Origin of the sequence: Otoolea muris, from assembly GCF_943193115.1 — a bacterium.
Taxonomy (GTDB): domain Bacteria; phylum Bacillota; class Clostridia; order Lachnospirales; family Lachnospiraceae; genus Otoolea; species Otoolea muris.
In genome coordinates this window covers 1-15,767 of sequence record NZ_CALPCY010000080.1, presented here as the reverse complement: position 1 = coordinate 15,767, position 15,767 = coordinate 1, and the positions used below count along the sequence as shown (strand labels likewise).

The 15,767-nt window shown below is 45.7% G+C and carries 16 protein-coding genes; all 16 read right to left on the bottom strand.

Annotated elements, in window-relative coordinates; all coding sequences use genetic code 11:
• The coding region (locus tag NFS31_RS24690) for a hypothetical protein (protein ID WP_251501180.1) at positions 1 to 440 on the bottom strand (440 nt) is incomplete at its 3' end.
• 11 nt (positions 441 to 451) lie between these two features.
• Entirely contained in the window at positions 452 to 841 is a 390-nt protein-coding gene (locus NFS31_RS24685) for a hypothetical protein (RefSeq protein ID WP_251501177.1), read from the bottom strand.
• On the bottom strand, positions 834 to 1,421 hold the full coding sequence (locus NFS31_RS24680; protein ID WP_251501174.1) for a hypothetical protein: 588 nt from the start codon (positions 1,419 to 1,421) through the stop codon (positions 834 to 836). The genes NFS31_RS24685 and NFS31_RS24680 overlap by 8 nt, the downstream gene beginning before the upstream one ends.
• A gap of 20 nt (positions 1,422 to 1,441) precedes the next feature.
• Positions 1,442 to 2,014, bottom strand: a complete 573-nt coding sequence (locus tag NFS31_RS24675; protein WP_251501172.1) for a hypothetical protein — start codon at positions 2,012 to 2,014, stop codon at positions 1,442 to 1,444.
• Positions 2,015 to 2,075: 61 nt separating this feature from the next.
• Positions 2,076 to 2,804 (bottom strand): PdaC/SigV domain-containing protein, encoded by a 729-nt coding sequence (locus NFS31_RS24670; protein WP_251501169.1) that lies wholly within the window; start codon positions 2,802 to 2,804, stop codon positions 2,076 to 2,078.
• 47 nt (positions 2,805 to 2,851) lie between these two features.
• Positions 2,852 to 4,162 (bottom strand): PAAR-like protein, encoded by a 1,311-nt coding sequence (locus NFS31_RS24665; protein ID WP_251501166.1) that lies wholly within the window; start codon positions 4,160 to 4,162, stop codon positions 2,852 to 2,854.
• 28 nt (positions 4,163 to 4,190) lie between these two features.
• Positions 4,191 to 5,462: a contractile injection system protein, VgrG/Pvc8 family gene (locus tag NFS31_RS24660; protein ID WP_251501164.1), complete on the bottom strand. Its 1,272-nt coding sequence runs from the start codon at positions 5,460 to 5,462 to the stop codon at positions 4,191 to 4,193.
• 26 nt (positions 5,463 to 5,488) lie between these two features.
• Positions 5,489 to 6,877, bottom strand: a complete 1,389-nt coding sequence (locus tag NFS31_RS24655; RefSeq protein WP_251501161.1) for a phage baseplate assembly protein V — start codon at positions 6,875 to 6,877, stop codon at positions 5,489 to 5,491.
• Positions 6,878 to 6,920: 43 nt separating this feature from the next.
• Positions 6,921 to 7,895: a hypothetical protein gene (locus tag NFS31_RS24650; RefSeq protein WP_251501158.1), complete on the bottom strand. Its 975-nt coding sequence runs from the start codon at positions 7,893 to 7,895 to the stop codon at positions 6,921 to 6,923.
• Positions 7,896 to 8,049: 154 nt separating this feature from the next.
• Complete coding sequence (locus NFS31_RS24645) at positions 8,050 to 9,369, bottom strand: PAAR-like protein (protein WP_251501157.1); 1,320 nt, start codon at positions 9,367 to 9,369, stop codon at positions 8,050 to 8,052.
• 120 nt (positions 9,370 to 9,489) lie between these two features.
• On the bottom strand, positions 9,490 to 10,029 hold the full coding sequence (locus tag NFS31_RS24640; RefSeq protein ID WP_251501153.1) for a hypothetical protein: 540 nt from the start codon (positions 10,027 to 10,029) through the stop codon (positions 9,490 to 9,492).
• A gap of 43 nt (positions 10,030 to 10,072) precedes the next feature.
• Entirely contained in the window at positions 10,073 to 10,867 is a 795-nt protein-coding gene (locus tag NFS31_RS24635; protein WP_251501149.1) for a hypothetical protein, read from the bottom strand.
• Between the two features lie 54 nt (positions 10,868 to 10,921).
• Complete coding sequence (locus NFS31_RS24630; protein ID WP_251501146.1) at positions 10,922 to 13,681, bottom strand: acetate and sugar kinases/Hsc70/actin family protein; 2,760 nt, start codon at positions 13,679 to 13,681, stop codon at positions 10,922 to 10,924.
• Between the two features lie 70 nt (positions 13,682 to 13,751).
• Positions 13,752 to 14,579, bottom strand: a complete 828-nt coding sequence (locus tag NFS31_RS24625) for a hypothetical protein (protein WP_251501142.1) — start codon at positions 14,577 to 14,579, stop codon at positions 13,752 to 13,754.
• Positions 14,567 to 15,148: a hypothetical protein gene (locus NFS31_RS24620; RefSeq protein WP_251501140.1), complete on the bottom strand. Its 582-nt coding sequence runs from the start codon at positions 15,146 to 15,148 to the stop codon at positions 14,567 to 14,569. The genes NFS31_RS24625 and NFS31_RS24620 overlap by 13 nt, the downstream gene beginning before the upstream one ends.
• Before the next feature lie 144 nt (positions 15,149 to 15,292).
• Positions 15,293 to 15,586, bottom strand: a complete 294-nt coding sequence (locus NFS31_RS24615) for a hypothetical protein (RefSeq protein WP_251501137.1) — start codon at positions 15,584 to 15,586, stop codon at positions 15,293 to 15,295.
• Positions 15,587 to 15,767: the final 181 nt, after the last annotated feature.

Sequence of the window (15,767 nt, the reverse complement as noted above, 5' to 3'; positions counted from 1 at the left end):
GTTTCAAACGATATCTGTTTAAAATAATGATATATTTTTTTATAAGAAATATATGCAATGATATCACTTTCAGGATCCTCCACTATAAGCGCTATTGTTGGAGGATCCTGAGCATGTATACCGGCAGGATCCTTTGTTATTACATACCCAAATCCCCCATAGTTATTTAGCCTGACTGCATTATCATACAATTCATCCTCTGACAGCAACCGTCTATTCTCAAATTCTGCTTCCGTTGAAATAATTGGCTCTGTTTCAAAGGTAAGAAGACGGTAATCCTTCCTGTCAGGAAAATATATCTTTTCATATAATCCATCTTTTTTAGCTATTTTTAATATTCCGCCGCATGGCTTTTGTACAACGGAAGAATCACTCAAACCACATGCCGTTATATGCAGCAGGATCATGAAAACGGCAATACCTTTTCCTATCTTTAACATTCTCACCCTGCTCACCGCTCCGATATTCCGGGTGTCATGGAATTCTTTCCGCTCCGGGATTGAGATGCGCATGGGTACGATCCATCCGTCAAATCATGCGCATGATTTACATTAAAATCCAATGTATAATTTCCGTCGCTATCCTTCTTTACAATTACCTGGTTCACACTATACGCAGCGCCTTCGGCCAAACGCAGGATTGCGCTCATATTTTCCGGAACTATGACCGCCGGATTACTGCCCAGCACTTGTAAAAGCAATTCCCTGAAATCCGGCGTAAGCTGTACATTTTCCTGTGACAGGGGAGAATATGTCTCTGGCTGCGTTCCCTTTACATATCTCACCTCCCCATATCCATTAAACTCATTCCCCATATAAAAGAAACTTTGATTTTTAGCCATTATCCTTTCCTCCCGAATGCCACACAATCTTTAGCTTGTCCATATAGTTCCCATATAAAAAAAGTATTTCATCCTCTAAATATACTGCGCTCCATGCCAGCAAATCCATGCATCCCTGGGCCATACAGGTATAACTGTCTTCAAATACATCCCTGTCATCCTGTAATAAAATCCGCTTAACCCCCAGTAGCTCGTACTCTTCCAGACGCAGAAATTTTTTTCTCAGAATCGCTTTACTCTCCTCCAGCGCCTTTTCTATATCCTGATGAAGCGGTTCAGGATACCAGAATACCTGCTTTTTACTCTCGTCTAAATACAATTTGTCATTGCTTATCCCAAGCGCCATCTGATAACTTTCCGTATAACCGCTGCTCAGGAGCGGCATAAGGTAAATATATTTTATTTTTCCTGTTTCCTGAATTTCCTGTTCCTTTATCTGCCGGCTGAGTAAATCCTTCAGCCGGCGCCTGAAGGCTTCCATAAGCTTCTTCTGGTTTTTATTAAGATATATTCTTTTATGTTGTTTTCGGTTATCCCGAAAATCTTTTATGTATTCCTCTATCTCCTTTGATCTGTCCATTTTTCAAACATGCTCCTGGTTCACATTCTCTCCTCTGCTGCTGAAAATATGTTTTCTATAATTTCCAGCCATTTATCTTTATCCTCTGTCTTACAGGAAAATAAACTGTATAATACAGATTTTCTCATTTGGATCAAATAAACCCGGTTAAAGCTCTGTCCATCCAGATGATATCCCCTGTACCCGAACCAGATCATTTCATTCCCCTGCTCTGTCTGTGTATGTTCCTCTTCACCGATTTTGAGAGACGGGTTCATATTACAGACAGCGCCCTGAAACTGGCTGCTCATATGCTGCAAGGCGCCTTCATGGAGCACAACAGGCAAAATATTAAAACAGAGATTAACTGTAGAGTCAAGGCTTGTCAATATAAGCTGCGGGGCATTTTTAGAGGGGTACTTGATATCTTTTATATCCTCCGGCATTACTGCAAACTGATCCGGCAGCGGTATAACCATACCGGATTTTAAAATCTCTTTTGGCGTAAATGTAATCAGCTCCTCTCCTGCATACATACCGGTTTCTAACGTAGTATGCTTTTGGCGCTCCAGTTCCCATCTGGCCTCTAATATCTCTTCATCCATATAATCCATAATTTTACTATGCTCCTTTTCCTTTCTGTCCGGCCAAATACCTGATAAGTGAAAACGAGAATCACTCAAGCGGTATTTTTTTCAATATATCCTCATTAAGGTATTCCTTAATTTTGTCCAGCGCAATCGCATATTCATAAAACTCGCGTCCGCTGACAACAACAAAAACGAAATTATCTTCACTTATATAATAACGCCCTCCCTTGAGGCCAGGATCCGGAGGGATGGAACATATAAAAGGGGAATGGGGATCGGAAAAGGAGTAGTTACCTTTCACCCCTTCCCAGCTTGTTATACTCTCAAACTGATCCGTTGCCAGCAGATTATAGACTGCATCCTCATCCTTAACAATATCGCTTATCTCAATTTTTTTTGCTTCGTTTGTATCGATATTAATTGTTCTAAAGCATCTTGATGTTATATTAACGCTTGGCCCTCTTCCCTGATAAACAATGCTGATAAATGAATCGCTGAGATATTTTATTTCATATTCCCAATATGCAAAAATGGGGGTTCCAGGATGGTCTTTTTCTACCGATTCCTTCGCTTTATTTATGGTTGCAAACACATCCTCTTCGATTAACTGATTTACCTCTTCATACCGCTCCTTGTTTTTTCCGGTAAAGACAGGATACATCACTTCAATACCATCCGGCTGGGTTCCATAGAAGTTCTTATTACATATTCCCATGCCTGATATACGAAAACTGTCTTCCAATCCAGCCATATTGCTTACATTTTTTCCTAATATCATTAAAATCAGTACACTGCAAAGAAATAGTTTTTTCATTACTTATAAAACCCCTCCCTGATATTCAGCATTTCTATTTGGAATTATTATTTGATTAAGCTTTTATAAACATTATAATATTCCGTTCTCTCTGATAAATGTGATTCTTCATCAGGAGCACTGGCTTTCCCATAAATAATATCCGTAATTTCATAAACCGTTGCCCCTCCGTCACATTTTCCATTTAAATCATATAAATTAGCGCCCCCTTTCTGACTTTCAAATATCGACCACTGATCTCCCGATAATTTATATTTATCGGAAGCTGTATGCGGCTTATATATGCTCCAAAAGAATCCCGCTGATTCCCAAAAATAATTTTTTCCAACATATAGCGCGCCATCGCTCATGATTTTAGGATCCCCCATATAATCACTGAATTTCTGATAAGCATCCCTTCCTGTAATCTGCAATGCGCCGGCTCCCTTATACCTGTGTCCATCTCCTGAACCCGGAATATTTCCCAAAAGGTTGTCCGGCCTTTCATATTTTTTGAAATCCTCTATTGGATCATTCGTATAACGTTCAACAGGGGCATATCCTTTCTCCGACTCAACTCCGCATTGGGCTAAAAAATGGCGCACCCTTTCAGCATTTAAATTGATCTTATAAAAATCCATCACCCGGTTCAGCTCATCGATATCTTTCTGTTCGATTCTGCGCCCGTGATCCGGATCAACATAATCCGGCAGAGAAGTTTCCAGGTTATATGTAGTTACATCTCTAAACGACCATTCAAGTCTCGGATCGGACATTTGTTCAAGGGTAACGATCACTTTTTTAATTTCTCCAACCGCGGGAATTTCCACGACCCGGATCAGTCCTCCATAAAGGCATGTCAGACAGTCTCCGTTTGATAACGCGTCAAGATACCTTCTTTCCTGATAATCATATATCTTTAACGTTTTAAATCCTGTTGATTTCCAACTCTCATCCAACAGGGGAATACATTTGGGCATTTCATTTATCCTGTTGGATGTCTGACCCACAATGGCCGTTTTTCTTGACGGCAAATTTTCCGCTGCACTTTGCCTGCAGCCTCCAAACGTATATATGTTTTCATTGATTTTACAATCTTTGCAGTGTCCTACAGGAGCGCCGGCAGCGTCTGTGACCCCGTGATCCTCCAGCATGTCAAACTTTGCCAGCTTTGTTCCCATATTACACCACAATATAGAATCCCTTTTGACAAACTTTCTTTCTTGTTGAAATTGCCCATAAAACTGATAATGTCGGCTCATCAGCTCTTTTACAACTTCCTGATTATTACTGCCGGCGCCTGATGTGTCTTCATCCGACAGATATTGAAAACAGAAATTCCCAATAAATTCTATCTTATTTTTCTTCTCATTTCCCATACATTTCTCCCTTATCAATTGCCTTTTCTTACATTTGGGCAAGCTTGATTTCGTCCGGCGTACACACCGTGATACTCCTGGCCTTTAACCGCACTTTCCCCTTTGCCCTGACCTTTATTTTCTTTGGCGTGCTGGCCGAAACACTCCCGTCGCCGAGCGCTACTGTATGGCCTCCCCCTCTGGAAAAGCTGAGCGAATCCTGATACAGGCACATGGAATTTCCATCTTCTGTATTTAATGTTTTATCCCTGTGCTCAAGCCCTTCCCGCTCCGTATGATTCAGACAGTGGATGACAGCCCCGTTCGTTTCTCCTGCTTCCAAAAAATACAGCAGCGCTCTTGCGCCCCTTTCCGGCATGGCATAAAAAGCATTTCCCGTTTCCGGACGCCAGGGATAGAAAAATTCTCCGGTTTCTTCCCCGTTATCAAGATCCAGGGCAAGTTTCACCGTCTCATCCTTAACATCTGTAATGGTTCCCCAAAAACCCTGTCCCGCCGGATGGGCGCTGTCCCGGTTTTCTGCCTCATAAGTCGTTTTGTCTTCTAAAAGATAAGTAAAAAGCAATTCCCCGCGTCTGTAATTCCCCTCTACCGCCATTACGGTTACATTGCGTCCCATATATGTCATCCGATCGCCGATTTTATAAAATTCCCTCCCCTTTACCTGAAAGCGTACCCGCCTGTCTTTTCCAAGACTGTATAACTGCATGACACATTCTTCTTCTGAAAGCGGAGAGACTGTTTTTCCGTTTCTCATCCCAAACCAGAGATTCGGTTTTCCCGTTTCTATATCAGGGATCACAAAATTCCCCAGGCGGCTTCCCATACGTCTGGCAAACTGCCAAGGCGTCTCTTTATAGTAAATAACCGGGCTTTCTATTTTTTTATCGCTTTCCCGGTTTCGTATTACCTGCCCTCCATTTGCCTGGACGATTTCTCTGACTACTTCCCCATAGGTTCTGGAAGTATCCTGGAACGAACGCTCTCCCTGCCTCTGATCCAACAGGCAGGAAGCGGAAACTGCCAGGAGGCGTATCCTGTCTGTGTTCCCCTCTCTTTTCACTTCTGCCTGGCTAATATATCCGTGAAACAGGATCTGTTTTGTTGTCCCTTCTTCTGCCGATATTTTAATATGGCTGTTATAAGCCTGTCCCGGCCTCCATCCACAATTGCTGTCTATATAACCATCCATAGTAAACTGTGCATGGCAGTCTGCTTTCCAAATGAAAGTAAAGCCTGTAACCTGGCGCAGAGGAATTTCCGCTTCTGCTTTTAAAACTTCCGTAATATTGAATTCCATTTTTCTCCTCCTGAACCGTTCCTGCATTACAGCCGGATTCTCGCCCCGCTCATTGACAGATCACCGCCGAGATCCATTTCTGTGTCACCCTGTTTTAACCGGATCCGGTTTGGCGCATTCACCTCTATCGAAGAACCCGAGCTGGATATACTAAGATTCCCTCCGGCGCGCAGGCTTATAGAACCATTGCTGATCATCTCAATTCCATTATCATCGGACAGTTCAATATACGTTCCATCATTATTGGTAAGTAAAATGGAATCCGGGGAAAGACGGATTTCCTTTCCCTCTTTATTTCTCCAAAATTTCCGTTCCGGACGCGTTCTGAGCGCTGATCCACTTTCATGGTATGCGCTCGCTACATATGCATCCTCCTCTCTGTCTCCTGGAAAGTACAGCCTTACCGTATCCCCAATTTCAGGCATGCAATACCATCCTGTTCCATCCTGTGAGGAATATACCGTAGAATAAGAATACCAGCGGACGCCCGCTCCTTCTTTGTTTTCATCGCTGTGTATCCTTATCTGAACTTTTTCATTTTGTACTTTCGTAACTGTACCTGGCAATGAAACTCCTGTCAGTGATTCATTATAAAGCCGGAAAGTCCGCAGGCCCGGACGCGGTTTCATATAACAGGTATGATAAACCTCATTTCCACGCAGTTTGGTCTGAATTTTCCAAATATATCCTTCTATATGATTGATGACCGCCTTTTCTCCCAGTCTGTGGAACTCCCGGCTCTCCCAGATATAGCTGACTGTATCTTCTGTCCGCACCTCCAAATCCCGCCCCCGTTTGGCCCAATATTCCTCAATCTCACATCTCATCTGGTATTCATCTGTTGCAGGCTCCTGTACATCCGTTCTGTTCGGAATGCCAAAATAAAATTTCTCTCCTTTTGTAGAGCAGTCAGCAAATAGCATCGTATGGTTCATGGAAGCCAGACGTTTGATAAATTCCCAGTCGGTTTCCCGATACTGCATAATCAGGTTTTGTATGGTTTTCTCTTTCCCCTCTGTCATAATCCTGCCGCTGTCTTCATATTCCCTGATACAGGTATCGAGGAGATCGCGAAAGGTAAAAGCTTTATCCTGGAAACTCCTTGTGTGATTCTCATAATCCATAAGCTGCGTACCGGAACATAAATTCATTTCCATCATACACGTTCCATTCTCTATTTTTAAACAGAGCTGTTCAATCAAACCATAAAATAAAATGATTTCCCCCTCCTCTGATAAAGCGGTTACCTGTACCCATGTCTGGCGTCTTCCGGCTTTTATATAATCATCCCTGTTTTTAAATGGGATCCATCCCGTCACTTTCGCCCTGGCATGCTCATTTGCCTCCTGGACAGATTCATAATTTATAATGCGGATCTCCTCAAATGGCCTGATAACCAACCGTTCTTCTCTCAATTTTCTACCTCCCATATAATTATATTTTTATTGTTTCTTCTTATTATCTCTCTTTAATTTTTATAATTTCTGTTTCCAGCCCTCCCGCTTTTTTAGAATAAAAATACCGGATAAGCGAGCCGTTATCATAAAAAATCCCATAATACGTGTCCCCGTTCCGATCCATATCCGATTCTGTAAAGTTCCATTCCTTTAATTCAATGCGTTCCGGCTCTGATGAATCAAGCGAATGGATCAACAGATACGGGGATCGGTAATTATCATGAATGGATATAAAAAAATCGTCTTCTATTATGATACTTCCTCCCAGGAGATCCCTGAACAGCCACTCATCGATATCCGCTGTTTCAATCGTGGCAATCACGCTGGCATTGTGCCCATCCCAAAGCTTAAGTTCCGCTTCACGTTCTCCCTCCCCATCCCAAAGTTCTTCCGGGCCCTCCAGATAAAAAAGCCCTCTGTAGTCACAATGCAGCAATCCACCCCATCCCGCTGTTTGAAACAATGGCGTTAATGTCTGATCCTTATACTGAAAATATTCTGCTCCCACATCACCTGAAGATACGGCAAACATGATTGCCCCGTCATAATTCCGGCAAATCCCATATGGCGCATGTTCGCTGTCCAGGGAGATGGTTTCCGTTTCTAATGTATCCAGGTTCACCTTTGTGATGCCCCATCTGGATTCTGCATCCTGGCTGGCTCCATAAAGCCAGTTATTATAACGGTAGTCCGGCGAAAAACTTTTTAATTCAAACTGCATTTCCTTTATCAGCTTAAATTCCCTGTCATATATATAAATCGCTTCTTCCCAGTTTTGGTTTATACCGATATAGACTATCTGATCATTATATACAAAAATACAGGAAGCCAGAATAAGAGAAGGCAATACATCCTTCAGGTCTTTCCATGAACTGTAAAATCCCGCCTGTTCCCTTTCAAAAGCGAAAAATGCTGTCCTGTTTGATCTGGCTAAGATCAATAAACTGTCGCCGATTATAGCAGCTCTCCCGTTCAAGTTATCTACATCCCTGTATTGGATATTTTCAATGATATATTTATTTACTTCCTCTGATAATCTCTGGCAGGGTTCTGTATCTGATATGATTTTGTTGTTCCTGAAACCATTATATATATATATACTCAATACACTTGCCACTATTAAAATTATTTTAGTCATTGTCCTTGTTATTATTATATTTATATTCATCCGCCTTACTATAACCTTCCTCATAAACAAGCCATCTGACCGCTTCCCTGTATTCTATCTGAATATCACTATCATTATACTTCTGCGCAGCTAACAATTCATCCCCTTCCGCGGCTTTCAACTTAATAGAATATGTTTTTATGCCAAAAGCGATACTTAATATAACCGTAGCGTTTTGATACTGGTAATAATAAAAACCATCGCCACCGTCTTTAAACAGCCGATCCGCTACCGGAGTATTATAGGTGCTTCTTGTCTTACACTGCTTATATGCAGGATCCAACTCTACAGGAAGAACATAATTCCCTTCTTTGTTAAGAACTTTTACATTTTTTGTTGTGTCAAGAGGATAACTGCAAAATTCATATATCGTAGGGTTTCTCGGATCAAGAACCTGCATTACGTCAATTTTAGGATTTTTATTTGGGCTGTCAACACTGGAATACCCTATTGTACTTTCCCGCCACATGATCGCTTTTATTATTTCCGGGTTGATATTCCATTCACCTAATCTGTCATTAAAATATTCTGTCCAGCCTATAATAAAGGCATCGTACCTTCCATAATCATTGGTGTTCCAACTAACTTTATAAACATTCAATATTCGATCCCCTGCAATCCTTTTTAATGCCTGCTCCGCCTCATCATCAGAAACATTCCCCTGCAAATATGCATCAAGAACTTTATATAACTTCTCTTTCACTGTTTCAGAGCAGGTTATTTCTTTAATCGTTATAACGCCTTCGCCATATAAGCAGGTAATAGCTGCATCCTTTCGCAATACGGGTTCATATACATGTTTCTCGCTATTCCAAATATGTGTATGCACATTCCAGTCCTGCAGCCACACAGGCGTTAAAATCATCCTGCATTTAGGGCCGGTGACATTTTCTTTTGTATTGCTGTTAAAAACAGTTGCGATTTCAAAATCCTTTTTCAATGCCTCCGCTGAACAGCACACGCCGAAATTAAATATATTTTCACCCTCTACACAATCACTGCACGTTAAAACCGCATTGCCATTCTCATCATAAACGGCATGATCCTTCATAACGCCAATCCTGGTTAAATTCACACCGTAGCTGCATCCTATCTTTGAACCCGCAACTACATATGTCTTATCATTCTCCTTCCCATAATATTTCATGTATAAGTCCATTAATTCCATTGCCCGCTCCGCGCCTTCGGAAGTGAATCTTTCTGCGATGTCGTCACCCAAAAAACGTATTGTCTGCTCTTTCTTATCCTTTGTTTGCTTCTCTTTATTCTTTCCTCCCGCCATTTTCGTTCCCTTCTTTCGCCCCGCTCTTTATAAATTCCTGCTCTAACAACGTCTACTCATTCTAAATAAACACATATCTCTCCTATGCCCTTTGCACAGATAAACTTATAACTGTTCTCCCTATTCTCTATAATACAACTCAACCTCACACAGCCCCAATCCCCTCACGCCCCTCCGTATCAGACTGTCAGCCATATCCATTGACATAATAATATGCCTTTTCTTTGAATCCCTTACCCAGAACAGATTTAATGGAAGCTCTGTTTTTCTTCCCGATATATCCCTTCTTTCCGAATAAAGAAACCCATTTTTATATTCAACTCTGTGCAGAGAGAGCTGATTCGTCTCATCCAGTACCGGCAGATAATACAGCCTTGATTCTCTCTGTAATTGATTCAAAAGAATAATCTTTTTAAAAAAACAGCGTTCCCTGTACATTCTGAGCACTTCATAAACCATTGGAGATACAAGCAAAAACGGGGATAATATAATATCCGTAAATACCATGCTTTCTAACGGCTCTGTTATAAATAGCTGCATATCAGGTAACCGGGGGAATAAATCAATTCTGATATTCCTCACATCAAATTTCCCATACCAGTTCCTCAATTTCGGCGCATACTTAAGCTCCGGCGTATCCTGCACTTCAAAATACTTCATCCCTCTCCATCCTCCTTCCTGCCTCCGGCCGGCCCCGGGTATGTCAATCCACCATAATCCGCCTCCTCTCCCTCCGGCCTCCCGTCCGCTCCTCTCCCCGCCCGGACTGCTCCAGGATGCGCCGCAGCGCCCCATACACTTTCCGCATGTCCATGTATTCATCCATGTCTCCACCCATACGCCCCGCCGCATACGCCGCCAACGCCTTTACCGGCATGGCTCCCGCTTCACAGAGGCAGTGCATTGCAAACGCCCGATCCTCCTCACGGCTTCCCCGCTCTGACAGGATCTCCTCCGCAAACCGCCGCGTCACCGCCGGGGCCAGGCTCTTTCCTCCCAGTCCTCCCCAGTCCGCATGCGTCACGTCCATTGTGTCGTATTCCGTCTCCATATCCGCAAAGCTCTTATATTCCGTGCGCAGCGCCGCCCCCTTCCTCAAATGGAAACGGCACAGCTCAAACACCCCATCGCCTTTCTTCTCCTCCCCTGACAGCGCAAGCTCCATCCGGTAAGCGATGTAGTCCGGGGCGCTCCTGTCCTCCCGCACGGCCATATGTAAATACCGCATTTCCTGCGCCGCCCCAAACGGGATCCTGGCTTCTTCCATCATAATGCACACAGCCTGGCCATATTTCAGGAGCCCGGGGCGGACGGCTATCTCCTCCCCCTGTACGCTCAGGCCGCACCCCCGCAGGATCCCCTGCCCGTATTCCTGGTACTCCACCCCGGCGTGCGCAAAGGCATAGTCCCTCAGGGACCAGAGCATCTCCTTTTTCAGGATCCGGTTCCGTTCAAATAGCGGATATATATTCTGCATAACTCCCGCGCCCATTCCCACACCTTCCTCTCCTTATTCACCATTTTTTATTCACCGTTTCTAATTCACCGTTCCTCACTTCGTCCCGTCAAAAAAGTTCTGCATCCACCCGTCGTTTTCAAAGTAAAATGTCTCCTCCTTCCCCAAATACAGCTTCCCGTCCCCGCGGTATACCGGGACGACGCAAAACGCCCATTCCCCCGGCTTTGCCCAGACGAAGAAGCGCGCTTCCCGGCCGGCGATGTCGTCCGTGTCCGCCTGCAGGATGTGATCCCCGTATATCCCCCGGATCTCCCCATATGTTTTTTCCTCAAAATCCGCCAGGCTGCTCCGGCATGCGTACTGGCAGCGCTCCCGGCCTTCCGGATCCTTTAAGTACAGCGTCAGCGTCAGATCCTCGAGGTTCCTGGAAATGATCCCGCTGCGCGCGCTGCGTTTTAAGCTTTGGATCAGCACCGTTTCCTCCCCGGTGTGGGTGTACGCCGTCACCTGGTACGGCACGGCCGGCTCCCCCGCGCGGATGGATATGTCGGCAAAGCCGTACTGCCTGTCCCTTAAGTACCGGAGGGCCCCCTGTATACATGTCATCTTAAGGCCCGCGTCCTTTGCCGGATCCCCGCCCGGGCTGTCCTGTCTCCGGAAGCGGATGAGCTTTCCCGGGACGAACTCCTTTAAGGCGTCGCGGAACATGCCGATCCGGCACGACTGGCCGGTCAGCCGGATGATGGAATAGTCCTCGAGCGCGTTTTCCTCATACATGGGTTCCATGAAGCGCCGGATTACGCCGTATATGTCCGCCTTCAGAAGTAACTCCAGCTCGCAGACGCTTACCGCCACGTCCGGGAATTCCTTTATGGTTTCCAGGCCGCGCCCGGCCCGGACGGACAGCGTCCATTTGTCCGCCTGTATGCGGGCGGCGGCGTCCGCGGCGCCGTCTTCCCCGCGGCCGGAGGAGAGCGCGATCCGGAGGGTCCCCACGCGGCCGTAGAATTCTTTTTTTACTTTCTCCGCAAGGCCGAACAGGAGATAAAAGTTGTTTTTTACTTTATAGTAGTCGGCGCGGCCCTGGTTTTCAAATTCGCGGAAGCGGGTCGGGATCCGCTGCTCCGCCTTTTCATATTCGCTTTCCAGCTCCCTGTACAGCGCCGCGCAGCCGTTTTCGTCCACATAGCGGAACACGTCCCGGTCAAAGCCGGACAGGAGTTCGGGCACAGGTTTCAGCTCCCCCGGGTAAAGGCGGTTTACGAGGGCGATCTTGATGAGCTGCATCACGCGCCAGGTGATATTGTTCCCCCCGAAATCCGTGTCCCCGTTTTCATAGGCGGTGTCGATCTCGATCCGGTACGCCGCGCGCCGGTCCCACACGCGGAACCGGCAGGAGCTCAGATCCGTTGTCCCGCCGCCGCAGTCGATGATCAGGGCCTGGTATTCCTCCCCGTCTTTAAGCCGCCCGCCCTCCAGCATTTCGGAGATGGCGCTGTACAGGACGGACACGCCTTCGTCGATCATGTCCTTCTGCCCGGCGGCGTATTCGGGGAGGATCTCTGCAAAGAGCGCCTTAAAGCGCGCCTTCTGGCGCACCGGGCAGGAGATGTGGACCGCTTCCACCCGGCATTTGAAGCGGTCGCGGACGGCTTTGATGACGTATTCAAAGTAAGCCTTCAGGATATCGGCCCTGCGCATCAGCCTGCGGCGGCCCCTGCGGTCCGTTATCTCCTCCTGCTTTTCGTAATCGCTGATCCAGCGCTTGATGTCATAGAAGACGCAGAAGCCCCCGTCAATGCTGCCCGCATCTGCCAGGCGCATGGCGTCGTAGCCGAACAGGAATTCCGGGGCGGTCTCCTCTGCGTGACCTGAATGTTTTCCCGCATCCTGTATATCCTTCCCTGTATCGTGTCCATCTTCTGCGTTGTGTACTCCTTCTTCTGTACCGGATACCCGTTCCCCTGCATCCTGTATGCCTTCCCTGCCTCCATATACGCCCACCACGCCCGGCAGCAGCGGCGTCTCCTCCCAGTCCCGGGCGGTATCGCAGAACAGCGCATAGTTGGCCTGGTTCATATGCAGCCCGCGTTCCCCGTCCCTGAGGCCCATTTTTTCAAAGTATTGTTGATCCAGCCAGACCCCGGCTGTGGTGTTTGATGTACCAAAGTCCATGGCCGCCGGGATGGGGAGGCGGGCCGGCTCCCTTACCTCGAAATCGAGGAGCGGGATGCGGTATACTTCCATGTACCCGGGCGTGAAGTCGTATTTCCCGTTATAGATCCGGTACATTTTTTCCGATTCCCTGCGCCCCATGCAGTACAGGCTGTAGTTTTTTACCTCAGACTCCCGGCACACGGATTCCGCCTCCATGGTCAGGTACAGGCAGTCCCTGCGCCGGCCCATGGGGAGCAGGTTCAGGATCGCGCACACCGTCATGTCGCCGCTTATGATGAATGCGTTTGTCCCTGCGAGGTCCGCTTCCCACGGCAGGGTCAGCCCGTCGTAAAAGCGGATGGCGCAGCCCTTATACGCTGCGATCCTGGAGCTGCATGTAAGGGGGAGATCCCGCCGCTCCCGGAGGACGGACTCCTTAAAGGCCCGCTCTGCGGCCGCCAGCCCGGCTTCGTCGCGCTTTTTTATCAGGAAGTATTCGTCCGCGCCCCGGTAGCGCAGGATCACGCGGATCAGATCCTCCCTGTCCATGGGATCCACGACGCCCTGGATGATCTTTTCCCGGCGGCAGATTTCACGGAGCTGAAATGTGGTCATGAGCGCCAGGTCCGGTTTGTGGTAAAGCTGCGCCGGCTTTTGTTCTTTCTTTGGTTTGATTGTATATCCGTATTTATCCATGACTTAATCCTCTTCATTGCCTGTATGGTTTCCGGAAACGCCCCAGGCATCCACGCTGCCATCTGGGCCGTTATCGGATCGGGCCGCTGCCTAAAATACCGCCGTCTGAGCCGCCGCCGGAGCCGTTCTCTCTTTCCTTTTTAACGCCTGTCTTCCCATGCCTTATCCAATAGGCAGCCGCCCCGACGGGAATCGATAAAAAGACCCGCGTATACAGGCCGGCGTAATTCAGTATCCTGGGAAATGCAAACGTGTATATATAAAATGTCAAAGCAAAGTAATTTGCTGTGGAAAATGAAATCCCCCCATAAAAAACAAGGATAAAAATGATCCACAGCGCTGTGAATCTGGGCCTTTCTTTAAAGCATTTCCAGGCTGTATAAACCGAAAATGCAATCTCCGCCGCCGCCAGGAAAAGCATGATCCACTGAAAAATGTTAAACGTTCTCCACGTCCTTAGCGTCCCTGTCGGCTTAACCAGAAGCGTCAGCTTAAAATCATCTGATTTTATCGTTCCATCCAGCCTTACAAGCGAAAGCTTCGCCTCAAATTCATCCTCTTTTGTATATATCTGATAGTGGAAATCCATCCCTTCCGGCTTCACGGCAGTCGCCCTGCGGAGCTTTTTCTCTGTGAGTTTAAGCGATACAATCTCATTTTCTTTCCATAAAGAAAAAATTGTATCCGTCGGCGTTCTGCTTCCCGCCCACAGTTCATTGGAAATTTTGTCTATATCTTTGTTCTTCAAGGCCTCAAGGAGATCACGCAAAAAGCGTTCCGCATCTTCCTCCGTGATCTCCTGTTCCCCGGTCTGCATTCCCATCACGGTCTGCGGGACGCAGCAAACTAACATGAAGCAAATCAAAACCAGCCGCATTACTTGTTTTATCCTGTCCATTCTTTTACACCCCTGTTCTTACTTTCAACATTGCAGCAGTCCGTCTTAATTCCGGCTGTTGAAACAAACGTTTCTTTTGTCCCGTTTATGATATATCCGTTTTTAACAGACATTTCAATGCCTTGTATTTCCTGTTCTTTTTTTATGGGGATGATTTTTTTGTCTATGTAATCCATTCTTTTTTGCTCCTTTTCATATAAACAGCCCTTGTAAATATCTTTTACGCCGTCTCCATATAAAATGTTTGGGACGGGCTGGATGACTTGCTCTGAAACCGATTTTATTTCAAACAGAAACCATAACAGCACTATCAGAATTCCGAGCAAAGGGAGCGCACAGGACAACACTTCACTGGCAATTATTGTATTGATGTATGGCTTTTCAAATAAAAAATCCCTCCAGTCTGACGGATTTACTTTTATCCATAGCCGTTCTCCCTTTTCCACTGTAAATGCAGCCCCACACCATAGGCGCTGATGAATCATACGACCCGTTTCACATTCTCTGAAAATTGGTTTATACACAAGCCCGCCTCTGTATCCTTTTACAAGGACATCAATTACTTCCACCTCGATTCTCAATGTGCATCTTGTCACTTTCGATATCCAAAATAACAATTTAACACCTGTAAAAAAAAGAAAAAATATTGTGGATACAACTATAAAAAAAATATACATCATATCTCTGCTCCTTTTTTCCAAACCAGATCCCTATTATAAAGTATTAAGATAAAATATCAGCATCAACGGAAATGGTGAAAGACAGCGCAGCAAATCCATAAACATTTCCCTTCTTCTGTATGGATTCCCAAACATAAAATCCTGCCGGTCTGACGGGTTCACCCATATATATATGCGCTCTTTTTCCTTAAATCTGAAAAGTATTTTATAAACAGATGGATACACCGCCGAATCTATCATTGTATTATCGTCACATGTTCTGAAAACCGGCCTGTAGATTCCCCTCTCTTCTTTTCGCACCACAGATTCTTTATATATCTCTGCCATAACATGTAATGTACACCTTTTGATTTTTCCTCTCCACTTTTTTACAGCCGAATATGTATAAACTACAAAAAACATAAAAAGAATACCATAAACTAACCGAGACATATAGTAAACGACATAAATATTTTCTATTTACTTTTCAGATATCCCTTAGTAAAATAATACTGAGGTGATAGCATGA

Excerpts from the sequence above, each read along its gene's own strand:
- NFS31_RS24685 (WP_251501177.1), bottom strand. The coding sequence starts at position 841 with ATGGCTAAAAATCAAAGTTTCTTTTATATGGGGAATGAGTTTAATGGA.
- NFS31_RS24680 (WP_251501174.1), bottom strand. The coding sequence starts at position 1,421 with ATGGACAGATCAAAGGAGATAGAGGAATACATAAAAGATTTTCGGGAT.
- NFS31_RS24675 (WP_251501172.1), bottom strand. The coding sequence starts at position 2,014 with ATGGATTATATGGATGAAGAGATATTAGAGGCCAGATGGGAACTGGAG.
- NFS31_RS24670 (WP_251501169.1), bottom strand. The coding sequence starts at position 2,804 with ATGAAAAAACTATTTCTTTGCAGTGTACTGATTTTAATGATATTAGGA.
- NFS31_RS24665 (WP_251501166.1), bottom strand. The coding sequence starts at position 4,162 with ATGGGAAATGAGAAGAAAAATAAGATAGAATTTATTGGGAATTTCTGT.
- NFS31_RS24660 (WP_251501164.1), bottom strand. The coding sequence starts at position 5,462 with ATGGAATTCAATATTACGGAAGTTTTAAAAGCAGAAGCGGAAATTCCT.
- NFS31_RS24645 (WP_251501157.1), bottom strand. The coding sequence starts at position 9,369 with ATGGCGGGAGGAAAGAATAAAGAGAAGCAAACAAAGGATAAGAAAGAG.
- NFS31_RS24640 (WP_251501153.1), bottom strand. The coding sequence starts at position 10,029 with ATGAAGTATTTTGAAGTGCAGGATACGCCGGAGCTTAAGTATGCGCCG.
- NFS31_RS24630 (WP_251501146.1), bottom strand. The coding sequence starts at position 13,681 with ATGGATAAATACGGATATACAATCAAACCAAAGAAAGAACAAAAGCCG.
- NFS31_RS24625 (WP_251501142.1), bottom strand. The coding sequence starts at position 14,579 with ATGGACAGGATAAAACAAGTAATGCGGCTGGTTTTGATTTGCTTCATG.
- NFS31_RS24615 (WP_251501137.1), bottom strand. The coding sequence starts at position 15,586 with ATGGCAGAGATATATAAAGAATCTGTGGTGCGAAAAGAAGAGAGGGGA.